We start from the raw sequence: 13,269 nt of genomic DNA on the forward strand, positions 1-13,269 counted from the left end.
CGTACACTGAAGTCATCGGCTAACTGAGGGCACCACTATGGCACTCCCCCGCATTACCCAAAAAGAGATGACCGAGCGCGAACAGCGCGAACTGAAAACCCTGCTTGACCGTGCGCGCATTGCGCATGGCCGTCCGCTGACTAACGCGGAAACCAATAGCGTGAAAAAAGAGTACATCGATAAACTGATGGTTTTACGCGAAGCAGAAGCCAAAAAAGCCCGCCAGTTGAAGAAAAAGCAGGCTTATAAACCGGATAGTGAAGCATCGTTTTCCTGGTCGGCGAGTACGCCGACGCGCGGCAGGCGTTAGCGCCCTTTCTTTTTGCGCCCCGGCTGAACAAAACGTTTACCGTTCGACGCCGGGCGCGATTTCTCAGCCGTCTTTTCGATTGCCACCACCGGGCGTTTAATCCCCGCCGTTTTCGGCTTCGCTTTCGCCTTCGGTTTCGCTTCTGAAGAAGACCCTTCAATCAGCTTAAACAGATCAATCAGCTCATCATCAGTCAGATCGCGCCATTCCCCCAGCGGGATCCCCGTCAGGCTGACGTTCATAATCCGCGTGCGTTCAAGCTTCGTGACTTCATAGCCAAAGTGCTCGCACATGCGGCGGATCTGGCGATTCAGTCCCTGAACCAGGGTGATACGGAACACAAACGGCGCTTCCTTTTTGACTTTGCACTTCTTCGTCACCGTCCCGAGAATCGGCACGCCCGCGCCCATGCCGCGGATAAACTCATCGGTCACCGGCTTATCGACGGTAACCAGGTACTCTTTTTCGTGATCGTTACCAGCGCGCAGAATCTTGTTAACCAAATCGCCATGGTTGGTCAAAAAGATCAGCCCCTGGGAATCTTTATCCAGACGACCAATCGGAAAAACGCGTTTGCTGTGGTTAACGAAATCGACGATGTTGTCGCGCTCGCCGTCTTCGGTGGTGCTGACAATGCCAACGGGTTTGTTCAGCGCAATCAGCACTAAATCATCCGCTTCACGCGGCTCGATCAACCGACCATTGACCTTTACCACGTCGCCAGCTTTCACCTGGTCGCCAATGGTGGCGCGCTTGCCGTTGATAAAAACGTTGCCTTGTTCGATAAAGCGATCGGCCTCGCGGCGCGAGCAAATTCCGCTTTCGCTGATGTATTTATTGAGTCGGGTTGACGAGTCGGGCAGCATAACTTCTCCTGAAACACTTCATCCTTCAAGTTGTCCGGGCGCTCACTCTCTTGCCGCCTTGATAAAACTTGAATGCTTTTATGTTTAAAAAGCGAAATATACCCTACCTTGCGAACGATAAAAAATAATCGCGTACTCGCTGCCTGGCACTAAATGTGATCTATCGCGCCTTTCAACACAAAAGTGTTCATTTAAGACCTCTGCAACTTTGATCGGCGAAATAAAGCAGAATCAGGCCTTTAGCACTACCAGCACAAACGTGCCGTAAACCACCCACTCACACATCAAATGTGCAACAGAAACCGCCAGTATATCGTCATGAAATAGATGAAAATTGCTTTGAAGTACAGCATCGATAGGGTTATATCAGATCAGGACAGCAAATATGTGATTTGCACAAATGTGCAGGAGTCGAAAGATGACGATGGAAAATAGCGACGATATCCGCCTGATCGTGAAAATCGCCCAGCTCTATTACGAACAGGATATGACCCAGGCGCAGATTGCCCGCGAACTGGGGATTTATCGCACCACCATCAGCCGTCTATTAAAACGCGGTCGCGAACAGGGCATCGTCACTATCGCCATTAATTACGACTACAACGAAAACCTGTGGCTTGAACAGCAGCTCAAACAAAAATTTGGCCTCAAAGAGGCGGTGGTCGCCACCTGCGACTCCCTGTTGGAAGAGGATCAGCTTAATCTTATCGGTCAGCACGGCGCACAGTTGGTCGACAGGTTGCTGGAACCTGGCGATATCGTCGGTTTCTCCTGGGGCCGCGCGGTGCGTGCGCTGGTAGAGAATCTACCCCAAGCCAGCCAGTCGCGTCAGGTTATTTGCGTACCGATCATAGGCGGCCCCTCCGGCAAACTGGAAAGCCGCTACCACGTCAATACGCTGACCTACGGCGCGGCGGCGAAGCTAAAGGCAGAATCGCATCTCGCCGACTTTCCGGCGCTGCTGGATAACACATTAATTCGCAACGGCATTATGCAGTCCCAGCACTTTAAAACGATTGCCTCCTATTGGGATAACCTCGACGTCGCACTGGTAGGGATTGGTTCTCCGGCGATTCGCGATGGCGCCAACTGGCATGCATTTTACGGCAGCGAAGAGAGTGACGACCTCAACGCCCGCCAGGTCGCTGGTGATATCTGTTCACGCTTTTACGACATTGATGGCGGAATGGTAGAAACCGCCATGAGCGAAAAAACGCTCTCTATTGAGATGGCGAAACTTAAGCAAGCACGTTATTCCGTAGGTATCGCGATGGGCGAGGAAAAATACTCCGGTATTCTTGGCGCATTAAATGGAAATTATATTAACTGTCTGGTGACAAACAGAGAAACTGCCGAGTCGTTACTGAAGTAAATTTCAAGAATATGATTTCACGCAGCGCTGCTGCGGGGGATCCCTTTATCTAAAGAAAACAGGAGTCGATAATGGAAACGTGGTTAAATTTAAAAGACAAAATTATTATTGTTACCGGCGGCGCATCAGGAATTGGTCTGGCCATTGTCGATGAGTTATTAGCCCAGGGCGCAAATGTGCAGATGAGCGATATTCACGGCGGTGATAAACATCAGGACGGTGAAAATTATACTTTCTGGCCGACCGATATCTCCAGTGCCAGCGAAGTGAATAAAACTATCGACAGTATCATTCAACGTTTTGGCCGCATTGATGGTTTGGTAAATAATGCCGGGGTTAACTTCCCTCGTTTATTAGTCGATGAGAAAGCGCCGGCCGGTCGTTATGAATTAAATGAAGCCGCATTCGAAAAAATGGTCAATATCAACCAGAAAGGCGTGTTCCTGATGTCGCAAGCGGTGGCTCGTCAGATGGTCAAACAGCGCGACGGCGTGATCGTTAACGTCTCGTCGGAAAGCGGGCTGGAAGGCTCCGAAGGCCAGAGTTGTTATGCCGCAACCAAAGCCGCGCTGAATAGCTTTACCCGCTCCTGGTCGAAAGAGCTGGGCAAACACGGCATCCGCGTCGTAGGCGTTGCGCCCGGCATTCTGGAAAAAACAGGACTGCGTACGCCGGAATACGAAGAAGCGCTGGCCTGGACCCGCAGCATCACCGTTGAACAGCTACGCGAAGGCTACACCAAGAACTCCATTCCGATTGGTCGCTCAGGTCGCCTCTCTGAAGTCGCTGATTTTGTTTGCTATCTGCTCTCAGAGCGCGCCAGCTATATCACCGGAGTAACCACTAACATCGCGGGCGGAAAAACGCGCGGCTAAGGAGGAAAAATGGTTAATGTCATCTTCTGTGCCCACGGCCAGCTGGCCTGCGCCATGCTCGACTCGGTACGCATGGTCTACGGTGATGTCAACGTCAACGCCGTGGAATTTATCCCCGGCGAGAACGCGGGGGATATCGCCACAAAGATTGAAAAGTTAGTAAGCACTCACAGTGATGAGCAATGGCTTATTGCCGTCGATTTACAGTGCGGCAGCCCGTGGAACGCCGCCGCCGGGCTGGCGATGAGCAACCCGCAGCTTCGGGTCATCAGCGGCTTGTCGCTACCGTTGGCTCTGGAACTGGTGGATAACCAGCAAACGATGAACGCTGACGAACTGTGCCAACACCTGGAGACCATCGCCAGCCAGTGCTGCGTCACCTGGCAGCAGCCGGAAACCGTTGAGGAGGATTTCTGATGAACATTACGCTCGCCCGTATCGATGACCGTTTAATTCATGGTCAGGTCACCACCGTGTGGTCAAAAGTGGCCAACGCCCAGCGAATTATTATCTGTAATGACGATGTTTATAACGACGAAGTTCGCCGTACGTTACTTCGCCAGGCCGCACCTCCGGGGATGAAGGTTAACGTAGTGAATCTCGAAAAAGCCGTCGCGGTCTATCACAATCCGCAATATAAAGACGAAACGGTTTTTTATTTATTCACTAACCCGCAGGACGTATTAACCATGGTGCAGCAGGGCGTGAAAATAGCGACGCTGAATATTGGCGGCATGGCCTGGCGACCGGGTAAAAAACAATTAACCAAAGCGGTGTCATTAGACGAAGCGGATATTCATGCTTTTCAGCAACTGGATAAGCTGGGCGTTAAACTCGATTTACGCGTCGTGGCCTCCGATCCATCGGTTAATATTCTCGACAAAATAGCTGAGCAATCCGTTACAGAATAATAAATCGCGCCTGTAGTGATATGCCGTAACAGGCAGGGATTCTTATACCCTCAAGGTGACAAATTATGGAAATCAGTACCCTACAAATAATAGCCATATTTATTTTTTCCTGTATTGCCGGGATGGGCAGCGTACTGGATGAATTCCAGACTCACCGCCCATTAATCGCTTGTACCGTCATTGGCTTAATTCTCGGGGATTTAAAAACCGGGATTATGCTCGGCGGCACTCTGGAGCTCATTGCGCTGGGCTGGATGAACGTCGGCGCGGCGCAGTCTCCGGACTCGGCGCTGGCCAGTATTATCTCGGCCATCCTGGTGATTGTCGGCCATCAAAGCATCGCCACCGGGATAGCTATCGCGCTACCGGTCGCCGCTGCGGGCCAGGTGCTCACCGTGTTCGCCCGTACCATTACCGTGGTGTTCCAGCATGCGGCGGATAAAGCAGCAGAAGAGGCGCGCTTTGGGACCATCGATTTGCTGCACGTCTCAGCGCTGGGCGTCCAGGCGCTGCGCGTCGCTATCCCCGCGCTGGTGGTCTCGCTGTTCGTCAGCGCCGATATGGTCAGCAATATGCTTAACGCCATCCCGGAATTCGTCACTCGCGGTCTGCAAATCGCTGGCGGTTTTATCGTCGTGGTCGGCTACGCCATGGTGCTGCGCATGATGGGCGTGAAGTATCTGATGCCCTTCTTCTTCCTCGGCTTCCTCGCGGGCGGTTACCTCGACTTCAGCCTGCTGGCCTTCGGCGGCGTAGGGGTCATCATCGCGCTGATTTATATCCAACTGAACCCCCAGTGGCGCAAACCTGAACCGCAGGCCACCGCCACCTCTTCCACCGCCCTTGACCAGCTTGACGACTGATGGAGCCCAACATGGAACAGAGAAAAATTACCCAAGGCGACCTGGTGAGCATGTTTCTGCGATCCAACCTGCAGCAGGCGTCATTCAACTTCGAACGTATTCATGGGCTTGGCTTTTGCTACGACATGATCCCGGCCATTAAGCGTCTCTATCCGCTGAAAGAGGATCAGGTTGCCGCGCTGAAACGCCACCTGGTGTTCTTTAACACCACCCCGGCAGTCTGCGGCCCGGTCATTGGCGTAACGGTGGCGATGGAGGAAGCGCGGGCTAACGGCGCGGCTATCGACGACGGCGCAATCAACGGTATCAAAGTCGGCCTGATGGGCCCGCTGGCCGGGGTTGGCGACCCGCTGGTGTGGGGGACATTGCGGCCGATTACCGCCGCCCTCGGCGCATCGTTGGCGCTCTCCGGCAATATTCTTGGCCCGCTGCTGTTCTTCTTTATTTTCAACGCAGTACGTCTGGCCATGAAATGGTACGGACTGCAGCTGGGCTTTCGTAAAGGGGTCAATATCGTCAGCGATATGGGCGGCAACCTGCTGCAAAAACTGACCGAAGGGGCCTCCATTCTGGGCCTGTTTGTGATGGGCGTGCTGGTCACCAAGTGGACCACCATCAACGTGCCGCTGGTGGTTTCGCAAACGCCGGGCGCCGATGGTTCGACCGTCACCATGACCGTGCAGAACATCCTCGATCAGCTCTGCCCCGGCCTGCTGGCCCTTGGCCTGACGCTACTGATGGTGCGTCTGCTTAATAAAAAAGTGAATCCGGTATGGCTGATTTTTGCCCTGTTTGGTTTAGGGATTATCGGTAACGCGCTGGGCTTCCTGTCCTGATTATTCCGCCCCGGCGATGCCGGGGCTACTGTGCTAAATATGAGGTGGTTTATGCAAACAACAACAGCCCTGCGCCTTTATGGCAAACGCGACCTGCGCCTGGAAACCTTTGAACTCCCGGCGATGCAGGATGATGAAATCCTCGCCCGCGTGGTCACCGACAGCCTGTGTCTCTCCTCCTGGAAAGAGGCGAATCAGGGCGAGGACCACAAAAAAGTGCCGGACGATGTGGCGACCAACCCGATCATCATCGGCCATGAGTTCTGCGGCGAGATTATCGCCGTCGGTAAAAAGTGGCAGCACAAGTTCCACGCCGGTCAACGCTATGTGATTCAGGCCAACCTGCAAATGCCGGATCGCCCGGACTGCCCCGGCTATTCATTCCCGTGGATCGGCGGCGAAGCGACCCACGTGGTGATCCCTAACGAGGTGATGGAACAAGATTGCCTGCTTTCCTGGGAAGGCGACACCTGGTTTGAAGGCTCGCTGGTGGAGCCGCTCTCCTGTGTGATTGGCGCGTTCAACGCCAACTATCATCTGCAAGAAGGCAGCTATAACCACGTGATGGGCATTCGTCCGCAGGGACGTACGCTGATCCTCGGCGGCACAGGTCCGATGGGGCTGCTGGCTATCGATTACGCGCTGCATGGCCCGATCAACCCGTCGCTGCTGGTGGTTACCGACACCAATAAGCCAAAGCTCAGCTATGCGCGTCAGCACTACCCGTCCGAGCCGCAAACGCTGATTCACTATCTTGATGGTCATGATGCCAGTCGAGAAACGCTGATGGCACTTACCGGCGGCCACGGTTTTGACGATATTTTCGTTTTCGTCCCTAACGAACAGCTCATCACCATGGCTTCATCGCTGCTGGCTGCTGACGGCTGCCTGAACTTCTTCGCCGGTCCGCAGGATAAACAGTTCAGCGCGCCAATTAATTTTTACGATGTGCATTACGCTTTCACCCACTATGTGGGCACCTCCGGCGGTAATACCGACGATATGCGCGCCGCCGTAGCGCTGATGCAGGCGAAAAAAGTCCAGACTGCAAAAGTGGTGACCCATATTCTGGGACTTAACGCGGCGGGCGACACCACCCTGGATTTACCGGCGGTTGGCGGCGGTAAAAAGTTGGTCTACACCGGGAAAAACATTCCGCTCACGCCGCTGGGGAAAATTAGCGACCCGGAGCTGGCGGCGATTATGGAGCGCAACCACGGCATCTGGTCAAAAGAGGCGGAAGAGTACCTGCTGGCCCACGCGGAGGATATTACTCATGATTAATCGCGACACGCTGCTGTGTATGTCCCTGGCTGGTCGTCCGGGCAACTTCGGCACCCGATTTCATAACTATCTGTATGAAAAGCTGGGACTGAACTACATCTATAAAGCCTTTACGACCAGGGATATTGAAGCGGCGGTCAAAGGCGTGCGCGCGTTAGGTATTCGCGGCTGCGCGGTATCGATGCCGTTTAAAGAGAGCTGCATGCCGTTTCTCGACGCTATCGACCCTTCGGCGAAGGTGATCGACTCGGTTAATACCATTGTCAACGACGACGGTAAGCTGACCGGGCTGAACACGGACTACATCGCGGTGAAAAGCCTGATTGACAGCAATCAGCTCGATTCCTCCGCCAAAGTGATGATCCAGGGCAGCGGCGGGATGGGTAAAGCGGTGATCGCCGCCTTTCGCGATGCGGGGTTCCGCGACGTGATTATCGCCGCCCGTAACCGTGATAATGGTCTGGCGCTGGCGAAGCAGTATGGCTTTCAATGGCAGCCAAAGCCGGAGGGGATCCCGGTGGATATTCTGGTTAACGTCACCCCGCTCGGTATGGCGGGCGGCGCGGAAAGCGAAACCCTGGCCTTCAGCCAGACAATGGTGGAACAGGCCAGCGTGGTGTTTGATGTGGTCGCCCTGCCGCCGGAAACCCCGCTTATCAAGCTGGCACAGCGGCTGGATAAGCAGGTGATCAGCGGCGCGGAAGTCATTGCCTTACAGGCCGTGGAGCAGTTTGCGCTCTACACCGGCGTACGCCCTGACGATGCGCTGGTCGCCGAAGCCTCGGCGTTTGCCAGGGGGTAAGGAACAGGGGCACGGTGTACCCCCTCTCCCTTTTTAAGGGAGGGGGCTGGGGTGAGGGTTAACGCTCAGTAAACTATCCGTGGAATGTCCCGGAGGCGGCGCTTGACGCGCCTGTCCGGCTACCAAAACCCAGACCGCACGGACCCATAGCCCGGGTAAGGCGCTAGCCGCAACCCGGGGAATTTCCAGGCCTGTAGGGCCTGCAGATTTATGGGGAAATACCGCTCAACATCCCCTATCTATGATGGCGCTTTCCAGATTAATTCAGAGAGTCGCTGGCGAAAACTTGCCGATCTGCCTTCGCTTCCAGCAGCGCCAGCGCAGGAATCAACTGGCTGATGCAGACCAGGCTATGCCCTAATTGACATACGCTTTCAGCGGAAAAAGGCACCGGATCTTCGTTAGCCATCGTGACAAGGCTGTCACCCAGAAAATGCAGCGTGTGGCACAACCCCGCCAGACACTCCTCGCAGCCAAAAGAGAGCGCCAGATTTTCTTCAGGAGTTAACGGACTAAAATCGAGATGATGGATCGCGTCGACAAGCGGGAAATGGAGCAGATTAGCCTCGGGGATCGGGGAGAAAGACTCGGGGCAGGCGTTAGTGGTACGATTAGCAGCAGCCATGGCATTACCTCGTATAATGTGGTGGTCAGACGCCCCGATCGTGTTGCTGCACTTTCGGGGCGTTGTCATTTTTAGCATGTGATAGTAATGTGTCATCACACATGCTCACACTACTCTAGTGTAATTTAGGTGTCAACACACATGAATGAAAGAAGAGGAAACCCACCGTTTCAGTTTCGCCTGGACCCGGAACTGAGAAAGGCAATGGAAGAGGCACAACGTTTAGATGGAGACGAATCGTTAGCCGCCTGGATTAAACGAATTATCAGAAAAGAGTTAAAGCAGAAGGGGTTTGATATTTAAACCCCCGACGTAAACAGCCTCGCTGCGCCGGGGGTTTAGCGTAAAGATAAGACTTAGTGTCCGCCTGCGCCGGCCTCCACCACGCGTGAAGGGCGCGGCGCCAGCCAGATAACGCTGGCGGCGATCACAAATGCGATGCCGATACCGATCATCATCTGGTTGGTCGCCAGCATCGAGCTCTGGCCGACAATCAAACCGTCAATCGCCTGATTCACCGCATCCACCGGCATCCCGCTGTGGGTCAGCATCTCGCGCACGCTGCCGTCGCTGTCCACAATCCCCACCAGCTCGGCGTGGTTATAGGTGATACGGTTATCCCAGACGGTGGTCACCAGCGAAGTAGCAAATGCGCCTGAGAGGGTACGGAGGAAGTTCATCAGCCCGGCGGCGGAATCCATCTCCCGCTCCTCGACACTGGCCAGCGCCAGAGTGGTGGTCGGGATAAAGAAGAACGGCAGCGCGAACCCGAGCACCAGCAGCGGAATAGACACATCCCAGAACGCCATATCGGTGTTGGCGATGGCGCGCCAAAATGAAACCACGCCCATCCACAGCACGCCCCAGAACACCAGCTTACGCGGGTCGAAACGACCAGCGGCCATCGCCACCAGCGGCGCAACGAGGAAAGAACTGACCCCGGTCCAGGCGGTGGCAAACCCTGCTTGCGTTGCGGTGTAGCCCATAAAGTTTTGCAGCCACAACGGCGTCAGTACGTTAACGCCAAAGAAGGCGGCAAACGCCAGGCTGATGGTCAGCACGCTGACCGAAAAGCCGCGATGGCGGAAAACCCGCAGGTCCACCACCGGCGTCTCCTCATGCCACTCCCAGATAAGAAAGGCGATAAACCCCACTACCGCGACAACGCAGAGGGTGATAATGGTATTTGACGAGAACCAGTCGAGGTTTTTCCCTTCATCCAGCATCAACTGTAATGCGCCTACCCACACCACCAGCAGAACCAGCCCAACCATATCAATGCCGCTGCGCGACAGCTTATCGGTATAGCGCTTCAGCAGGTTCCAGGCGAAGAAAGCGCTGATCCCGGCAATCGGTGCGTTGAGGAAGAAGACCCACGACCAGCTAAAGTCATCGCAAAGATAACCGCCGAGGATCGGCCCAATCACTGGCGCAACCATTGTCGTCATCGACCACAGGCCAATCGCGGCAGAGACCTTCTCACGCGGGAAGATGCGCATCAGCAGCGTCTGCGACAGCGGCATCAGCGGCCCGCCGCTCAGCCCCTGGAAGACCCTCGCCACCACCAGAATGCCAATGGAGCCGGAAATCCCGCAAATAACAGAAAAGACACCAAACAGCACCATCGAGGCGATAAACACCCGCACCGAACCAAAGCGCGACGCCAGCCAGCCGGTCAGCGGCACGGTGATCGCCTCCCCCACCGCATAGGCGGTAATCACCCAGGTGCCCTGACTGCTCGCGGCCCCCAGGGCGCCAGCGATATGCGGCACCGCCACGTTGGCGATGGTCATATTCAGCACGGCGATAAAGTTGGCCGTCGCCAGGATAATCGCGGCTAACCACAGCGCTGCGCCGGTCAACGGCTGGATCTGCGGCTCTGCAACAGACTGATTCATACCATCCCCCATCAGCGCCCACGGGTGTCGATTTCAGCGTGCATCGACAGCCCCACCTTCAGCGGATGTTTATCCAGCTCGATCGGGTCAAGCTTGATACGTACCGGCAGGCGCTGAACAACCTTGATCCAGTTGCCGGTGGCGTTCTGCGCTGGAATAGCTGAAAACGCTGAGCCGGAGCCGCCGGAGAAGCCTTCCACCACGCCGTGATAGGTCACGGAGCTGCCGTACAGATCGGCATGCAGCTCCACAGGCTGACCGACGCGGACGTTGGTTAGCTGCACCTCTTTATAGTTGGCGTTAACGTACATCTCATGGACCGGCACGACGGTCATCAGCGGCATCCCCGCCTGCACGCGCTGCCCCGGTTCAACCTGACGTTTAGCAATAATGCCTTCGACCGGCGCACGAATTTCAGTACGCGCTAAATCGACGGCGGCCTGATCGCGGCGTGCGCGAGCCAGCGCGACTTCTGGATGGTTTTCCACCGAGGTATCGCGGATACGCACGGCGTTGGTTTCCCGCGCGCTCAGCGCCGACGCGCGGTTAGCTTTCGCCTGGCTGGCCGCCGCCTGCTCCGCCGCCTGCCGGGCTTTGGCGCTATCCCAGGCATTCTGCGCCTGCGTCAGCTCGTCGCCGGATACCGCGCCGTCAGCCACCAGCGCTTTACGCCGCTTCAGGTCAATACTGGCGCGGGAGAAATCTGCCTGCGCAACCGCCAGCTGCGCCGCCGCCCGCAATTCATCCGCTTCACGGGCCTGAATCTGCGAATGGAGGTTACTGTCGGTGGTAAAATAGCCCTTCACCCGCCGGATAGTGTTTTCCAGCTCTGCGTCGGCCTGGGCCTTCGCCAGTTGAGCATCGGTAGGGTCGATACGCACCAGCAGGTCGCCCTTTTTCACCATCTGCGTATCCTTGACCAGCACTTCACCGACCGTTCCGCCAATTGACGGCGTCACCTGGGTGATCTCCACCGCCGCGTAGGCGTTATCGGTGGCGACAAAATGCGAGCCGTACAAAAACCAGTATCCACCGGATAGCGCCCCGGCGATGATAACTACGCCAGCCAGCAGCATCAGCTGTGCTTTACGTCGTTGTTGGCTTACGTTTGGGGTTTTAGACATCATCAGATCCTTTTGCTTCTTCATCCTGCGGCTGCTGGTAGCCGCCACCCAGCGCGCGTTGTAGCGCGACATCAACAGAGAAGGCGCGCGACTGCACCACGGCAAGCCGACGCTGACACTCCAGTACCGAATCCTGGGCGTACAACACATCGATGTACGTCGCCAGGCCTCCTTCATAACGTTTGCTCACCACCCGCCAGGCCTCGCTTGCCTCGGTTGCCGCCGTTTGTGCGCTGGCAATTTGCGCCGTCAGGGCTTTCTGGCTCAGCCCCGCGCTCGCCACCTCCTGCAACGCATGGGTGACGGTAGCGTTGTAGCGGGCGGCGGCGATATCGTACTCAGCCATTGAGCCGCGCAGCTCACCGCGCAGGCGACCCCCGCTGAAGATAGGCAGCCAAATAGCCGGTCCGGTGTTGCCGAATTTCGATCCTGATTCGATGAGGTTATCCAGCCCCAGCGCCTGGAAGCCGATAAACGCCGACAGGTTGATGTTGGGGTAAAACGCCGCTTTATGAGCGCTAACCTGACTATCCTGCGCTTGTGCCATCAGGCGGGCGGCGACGATATCCGGGCGACGACCCAGCAGGTTGACAGGGAGCTGTTCCGGCAGTCCGCGCACGTTGTGCAAATTAATTTGCGGCCGCTTGATGGCCAGCCCGCGATCCGGCCCGGCCCCCAGCAGTTCTGCAAGCTGATAACGCGTAAGCTGGATACGCTCATCAAGCACCTGCAGTTCGCCCTGCGCGGCAGCCAGCCGCGACTGGGCAATATGCAGGGCCGAGCGTGTTTCCATACCGTTGTGATAGCGTTTATCAAACAGCTCGGCTGTTTTACGCCGCGCCTCCACCACCTCCGCTACGCTGTCGCGTTCGGCGTAATATTGCGCCAGATCGGCATACGCCATCGCGACCGCGGCGGACAGCTCCAGCTGCGCCTGATACTGCTCCGCGCGGGTCGCCTCAATTACCGAAGTCGCCGCCGCCAGCGAGGCGCGGTTTTTACCCCAGAAATCCAGATCCCACGAAAGGTCGAGCGTCATCTGGCCATACTCTTTCCAGCCAATGGGCGACATTTCGCGCGGCAGTAAATAGTTGTAGGACTGACGCTGCTGGCTGGCCGTTGCCGAAGCGCTGAGCTGCGGCAGCAGTGCCGATTGCGCCTGCTGGCCTCTGGCCTCGGCGCTGCGCAAACGCGCGGCGGCAATCGTCATATCGGGGGCGTTTGCCAGCGCCTCGTCAATGAGCGTATTGAGCTGGCTGTCGCCGTAGCTACGCCACCACTGCTGTGTCGGCCAGACCGCCTGCGCATTCAGCGGCAGCGTACTCGCCCCATAGCTTTCAACGGCTTTGAGTTCCGCCTTAGGCGGCGTATCCGGTAGCTGTGCGCAGCCGACCAGCCACAGCGCTGCCACTAGCGGCATCAGCGTTCTGCGACAGGCAGTGCGCGTAAAAAATGAAGGTAAGGCATCCTGTTCCATAATTATGTCTATCCTGATATTGAACT

Annotated in this window: 15 protein-coding genes; 10 read left to right on the forward strand and 5 right to left on the reverse strand. The window is 56.2% G+C overall.

Annotated features, from left to right (window positions below; all coding sequences use genetic code 11):
- Positions 1–37: 37 nt before the first annotated feature.
- Positions 38–310 (forward strand): YjbD family protein, encoded by a 273-nt coding sequence (locus AC07P6_RS28540; protein WP_110277236.1) that lies wholly within the window; start codon positions 38–40, stop codon positions 308–310.
- On the opposite strand, the gene rluF is transcribed toward AC07P6_RS28540, so the two are convergent.
- A complete protein-coding gene (rluF, locus tag AC07P6_RS28545) occupies positions 307–1,176 on the reverse strand; it encodes a 23S rRNA pseudouridine(2604) synthase RluF (protein ID WP_434660684.1) in 870 nt (289 codons plus the stop codon). The genes AC07P6_RS28540 and rluF overlap by 4 nt on opposite strands.
- Positions 1,177–1,600: 424 nt before the next feature.
- On the opposite strand from rluF, the gene AC07P6_RS28550 reads away from it, so the two are divergent.
- The 8 genes from AC07P6_RS28550 (at position 1,601) to AC07P6_RS28585 (ending at position 8,119) form a co-directional block, all read left to right on the forward strand.
- Positions 1,601–2,548 (forward strand): sugar-binding transcriptional regulator, encoded by a 948-nt coding sequence (locus AC07P6_RS28550; protein ID WP_434664289.1) that lies wholly within the window; start codon positions 1,601–1,603, stop codon positions 2,546–2,548.
- A 71-nt stretch (positions 2,549–2,619) separates the two neighbouring features.
- Positions 2,620–3,423: an SDR family oxidoreductase gene (locus tag AC07P6_RS28555; RefSeq protein ID WP_181484048.1), complete on the forward strand. Its 804-nt coding sequence runs from the start codon at positions 2,620–2,622 to the stop codon at positions 3,421–3,423.
- Positions 3,424–3,432: 9 nt separating this feature from the next.
- Positions 3,433–3,840 carry a mannose/fructose/sorbose PTS transporter subunit IIA gene (locus tag AC07P6_RS28560; protein WP_478315214.1) on the forward strand — a complete coding sequence of 136 codons (408 nt, stop codon included), beginning with the start codon at positions 3,433–3,435 and terminating at the stop codon, positions 3,838–3,840.
- Positions 3,840–4,334, forward strand: a complete 495-nt coding sequence (locus AC07P6_RS28565) for a PTS sugar transporter subunit IIB (protein ID WP_142464690.1) — start codon at positions 3,840–3,842, stop codon at positions 4,332–4,334. Before AC07P6_RS28560 ends, AC07P6_RS28565 begins: the two co-directional genes overlap by 1 nt.
- Before the next feature lie 65 nt (positions 4,335–4,399).
- Entirely contained in the window at positions 4,400–5,197 is a 798-nt protein-coding gene (locus AC07P6_RS28570; protein ID WP_142514418.1) for a PTS mannose/fructose/sorbose transporter subunit IIC, read from the forward strand.
- 11 nt (positions 5,198–5,208) lie between these two features.
- Positions 5,209–6,033: a PTS system mannose/fructose/sorbose family transporter subunit IID gene (locus tag AC07P6_RS28575; RefSeq protein WP_105889496.1), complete on the forward strand. Its 825-nt coding sequence runs from the start codon at positions 5,209–5,211 to the stop codon at positions 6,031–6,033.
- A 51-nt stretch (positions 6,034–6,084) separates the two neighbouring features.
- Positions 6,085–7,317 (forward strand): L-sorbose 1-phosphate reductase, encoded by a 1,233-nt coding sequence (gene sorE / locus AC07P6_RS28580; RefSeq protein ID WP_478315215.1) that lies wholly within the window; start codon positions 6,085–6,087, stop codon positions 7,315–7,317.
- A complete protein-coding gene (locus AC07P6_RS28585; protein ID WP_142514416.1) occupies positions 7,310–8,119 on the forward strand; it encodes a shikimate 5-dehydrogenase in 810 nt (269 codons plus the stop codon). The genes sorE and AC07P6_RS28585 overlap by 8 nt, the downstream gene beginning before the upstream one ends.
- A 259-nt stretch (positions 8,120–8,378) precedes the next feature.
- On the opposite strand, the gene AC07P6_RS28590 is transcribed toward AC07P6_RS28585, so the two are convergent.
- Complete coding sequence (locus tag AC07P6_RS28590) at positions 8,379–8,744, reverse strand: hypothetical protein (protein ID WP_478315216.1); 366 nt, start codon at positions 8,742–8,744, stop codon at positions 8,379–8,381.
- A 141-nt stretch (positions 8,745–8,885) separates the two neighbouring features.
- Between AC07P6_RS28590 and AC07P6_RS28595 the strand changes: the two genes are divergently transcribed.
- Positions 8,886–9,047, forward strand: coding sequence for a YlcI/YnfO family protein (locus AC07P6_RS28595; RefSeq protein ID WP_182235620.1), 162 nt, complete (start codon positions 8,886–8,888; stop codon positions 9,045–9,047).
- Positions 9,048–9,100: 53 nt separating this feature from the next.
- Here the strand turns inward: AC07P6_RS28595 and AC07P6_RS28600 are convergent, their stop codons facing one another.
- From AC07P6_RS28600 to AC07P6_RS28610, 3 genes are read right to left on the reverse strand one after another with little or no spacing between them, the layout of a single operon-like run.
- Entirely contained in the window at positions 9,101–10,642 is a 1,542-nt protein-coding gene (locus tag AC07P6_RS28600; RefSeq protein ID WP_478315217.1) for a DHA2 family efflux MFS transporter permease subunit, read from the reverse strand.
- 11 nt (positions 10,643–10,653) lie between these two features.
- The gene (locus AC07P6_RS28605) at positions 10,654–11,766 is read right to left on the reverse strand and encodes an EmrA/EmrK family multidrug efflux transporter periplasmic adaptor subunit (protein ID WP_478315218.1); all 1,113 of its coding nucleotides are present in this window, start codon (positions 11,764–11,766) and stop codon (positions 10,654–10,656) included.
- Positions 11,759–13,243 (reverse strand): efflux transporter outer membrane subunit, encoded by a 1,485-nt coding sequence (locus tag AC07P6_RS28610; protein ID WP_478315219.1) that lies wholly within the window; start codon positions 13,241–13,243, stop codon positions 11,759–11,761. The genes AC07P6_RS28605 and AC07P6_RS28610 overlap by 8 nt, the downstream gene beginning before the upstream one ends.
- Positions 13,244–13,269 lie beyond the last annotated feature (26 nt).

This window comes from Klebsiella sp. GFKo11 (genome assembly GCF_056490265.1).

Bases quoted from the DNA above. Each gene is read 5' to 3' on its own strand.
- AC07P6_RS28540 (WP_110277236.1), top strand. From the start codon at position 38: ATGGCACTCCCCCGCATTACCCAAAAAGAGATGACCGAGCGCGAACAG.
- rluF (WP_434660684.1), bottom strand. From the start codon at position 1,176: ATGCTGCCCGACTCGTCAACCCGACTCAATAAATACATCAGCGAAAGC.
- AC07P6_RS28550 (WP_434664289.1), top strand. From the start codon at position 1,601: ATGGAAAATAGCGACGATATCCGCCTGATCGTGAAAATCGCCCAGCTC.
- AC07P6_RS28555 (WP_181484048.1), top strand. From the start codon at position 2,620: ATGGAAACGTGGTTAAATTTAAAAGACAAAATTATTATTGTTACCGGC.
- AC07P6_RS28560 (WP_478315214.1), top strand. From the start codon at position 3,433: ATGGTTAATGTCATCTTCTGTGCCCACGGCCAGCTGGCCTGCGCCATG.
- AC07P6_RS28565 (WP_142464690.1), top strand. From the start codon at position 3,840: ATGAACATTACGCTCGCCCGTATCGATGACCGTTTAATTCATGGTCAG.
- AC07P6_RS28570 (WP_142514418.1), top strand. From the start codon at position 4,400: ATGGAAATCAGTACCCTACAAATAATAGCCATATTTATTTTTTCCTGT.
- AC07P6_RS28575 (WP_105889496.1), top strand. From the start codon at position 5,209: ATGGAACAGAGAAAAATTACCCAAGGCGACCTGGTGAGCATGTTTCTG.
- sorE (WP_478315215.1), top strand. From the start codon at position 6,085: ATGCAAACAACAACAGCCCTGCGCCTTTATGGCAAACGCGACCTGCGC.
- AC07P6_RS28585 (WP_142514416.1), top strand. From the start codon at position 7,310: ATGATTAATCGCGACACGCTGCTGTGTATGTCCCTGGCTGGTCGTCCG.
- AC07P6_RS28590 (WP_478315216.1), bottom strand. From the start codon at position 8,744: ATGGCTGCTGCTAATCGTACCACTAACGCCTGCCCCGAGTCTTTCTCC.
- AC07P6_RS28595 (WP_182235620.1), top strand. From the start codon at position 8,886: ATGAATGAAAGAAGAGGAAACCCACCGTTTCAGTTTCGCCTGGACCCG.
- AC07P6_RS28600 (WP_478315217.1), bottom strand. From the start codon at position 10,642: ATGAATCAGTCTGTTGCAGAGCCGCAGATCCAGCCGTTGACCGGCGCA.
- AC07P6_RS28605 (WP_478315218.1), bottom strand. From the start codon at position 11,766: ATGTCTAAAACCCCAAACGTAAGCCAACAACGACGTAAAGCACAGCTG.
- AC07P6_RS28610 (WP_478315219.1), bottom strand. From the start codon at position 13,243: ATGGAACAGGATGCCTTACCTTCATTTTTTACGCGCACTGCCTGTCGC.